Here is a 2,006-nt window from a genome sequence, read left to right as displayed (position 1 = left end):
TTTGAACAATTGGTTGAGCGCTTAAATGTGCCCAGAAGCACAGCACATACGCCTTTATTCCAAGTGATGTTAACCACAAATACCGATTACGGGATAGAGAATCAAAGTCAGCAGTTCAGCCTGCCGGATGTCAGTCTCACCGCGGAATCAGCTAACTCAGTGGTGGCTAAATTTGATCTTAGTATTAATATTCAACTATCAGAACAAGAGCTGAATATGCAATGGAATTACGATAAGGCCTTATTTACAAAAGAGCATATCGAGCAAATAGCCGAGCACCTAAATACGCTTTTAGCTGCCCTTGGTAGTGATGATGTTACAGAAAAGCTTAAAATTAGCGACTTTTCTATGTTATCGCCAACGGAAACTAAGCACTTACTGTTTGAGTTAAATAACCGCGCTCACACTAACCAAAGCAAAAACTGCATACACCAAGCATTTGCAGAACAAGCCATAAAAAATCCTAAGGCAATTGCCTTAGTCTGCGCTCAGCAAGAACTCACTTATGGGCAATTAAATAGTCAAGCAAACAAGTTAGCGCATTATTTAATACAATCACATCGGGTTAAGCCAAACGATCTAATTGGTTTATGTGTAGATCGCTCTCTCGACATGGTTATTGGCATCCTCGCCATTCTCAAGGCCGGGGCGGCATATGTAGCTTTAGACCCTGATTATCCTCAAGCACGTCTTGACTATATCCTTGAAGATACAGGGCTCCAGACAGTACTCACTCAAAAAGCCTTGCGTCACAATAGCAATATTACACATCGAGCCATGATAGAAATTGACGGCAGTGACTATGTTCAGTATGCCAGTACAAACCCAAAAATTGATATGCCCGTCAATGCTGACGAAAGACTCGCATATATCATTTACACATCAGGCACCACAGGCAAACCTAAAGGGGTATGTCAAACACATGGCACGCTGATCTCTTTTAGCGCTGAATTTGCTGAGCAACTGCAACTACTCGCTATCGAGCAGCATTCACCTTGGCTTTGGGGATCATCTTATGCTTTTGATGCCTCACTAAAAGGCTTGGTTTGCTTAGCTCTGGGTAAACCTGTGGTAGTGGCATCTCCACAAGAATACCGGCAACCAGAAAAGCTAGTGAATTTAATTATAAAGCATAAAATTCAAGTGTTTAATGCAATGCCACAGCTATTGAGTTTGGTGGTAGATGAACTGGAAACACATCAAATCCACCTAATATCTAGTGGTGACAGTATCTCAGCCTACATATTAGAAAAACTGCTTAATTACTGCCGTTCATCAAATAAAAAGTTGATAAACGCCTATGGGCCAACAGAAACAGGCATTAATAGCGCCTTCGCCCTCATCAACGATATCGAGGTGATCGGTAAACCAACTTTTAACACCACACTACTAGTGCTCAACGACCATGGTCAACTGCTGCCAAAAGGCGTGGTTGGTGAGTTATATATAGGTGGCGACGGGCTTGCCCTCGGCTATCTGAATGCACCAGAACTGACCAAAAAACAATTTATAGCAAACCCCTATTACCAGCCAACAGATTCAGGCAGCAGCAAGCGACTATATAAATCGGGTGATCTGGTACGTTATTTACAAGATGGCAACTTAGAGTTCATTGGTCGCGTTGACAATCAAGTCAAAATTCGTGGTTTTCGTATCGAACTGGGGGAAATTGAAAGCCAGTTATCTGCACTAGAACAAATACAAACCGCTATCGTTCTAGCCAAAGACTTAGGCGCTGGCGACAAGAGTCTAATAGCATACGTACAAAGCGATAAGATTATACCAGACCAAGACAAATTTACTGCTGAAGTAAAAGCACAATTATTGTCGAGCCTACCTGCTTATATGATGCCTAGCTCGTTTGTCGTGCTATCCAAAATCCCGCTGACACCTAATGGAAAAATAGATAAAAAAGCTCTGCCCGAGCCTGAAATAGTTTCTTTACAGGGGCAATATATTGCCCCACAAACTGTCTTTGAAGCTGAATTACAAACCTTATGGTCCAG

General features: G+C 42.2%; 1 protein-coding gene. It reads left to right on the top strand.

Features of this window, described 5'->3' with window-relative positions; translation table 11 throughout:
* The coding region (locus tag H4J39_RS00115; RefSeq protein ID WP_182225438.1) for an amino acid adenylation domain-containing protein at nucleotides 1-2,006 on the top strand (2,006 nt) is incomplete at both ends.

Origin of the sequence: Colwellia sp. Bg11-12 (genome assembly GCF_014076955.1) — a bacterium.
In the GTDB taxonomy this organism is placed as follows: domain Bacteria; phylum Pseudomonadota; class Gammaproteobacteria; order Enterobacterales; family Alteromonadaceae; genus Colwellia_A.
Note: the sequence above shows the minus strand (reverse complement) of the source record. Positions and strands in the feature narration are given on the sequence as shown.